This is a genomic window from Xanthomonas sp. SHU 308, from assembly GCF_000364645.1.
In the GTDB taxonomy this organism is placed as follows: Bacteria; Pseudomonadota; Gammaproteobacteria; order Xanthomonadales; family Xanthomonadaceae; genus Xanthomonas_A; species Xanthomonas_A sontii.
Window position 1 is genome coordinate 1 of sequence record NZ_AQOK01000228.1, and the last position, 368, is coordinate 368.

Below are 368 nucleotides of genomic sequence, written 5' to 3' on the forward strand. Positions count from 1 at the left end.
GATTGCCTCCACCGTCGGCGCCAACGGCGCCATGTTGCACAAGACGATGACCGACAACCTGGACAAGGAGATCCACGGTTTGTTCACGGGCGACGATAATTCCAGCGCAGCCGATGCGATCGACCAGAATCTGGAGTACACCCAGCTTGCGATGGCGGCCCTGGATGCGGTGAAGGTGAACGCCAACGATCCGGAGTCGATCGATCAGAAGAGCCGAGCGATCCTGTTGGCTGGATTCGGCACGGCCGGTCCGCCCATGGTCGCCGGTGCGATGTTGTTGCTGTTCAAGTTCACTCTGGCCTTCCTGATCGGCATCGGGCCGATCTTCATCTTCTTTTTGATGTTCGAGCAGACCAAGGACCTGTTCA

The 368-nt window shown here is 58.4% G+C and carries 1 protein-coding gene; it reads left to right on the forward strand.

The window, feature by feature from the left end; all coding sequences use genetic code 11:
• Positions 1-368: type IV secretion system protein (locus tag D588_RS0108510; RefSeq protein WP_017915660.1), on the forward strand; the 368-nt coding region annotated here is incomplete at both ends.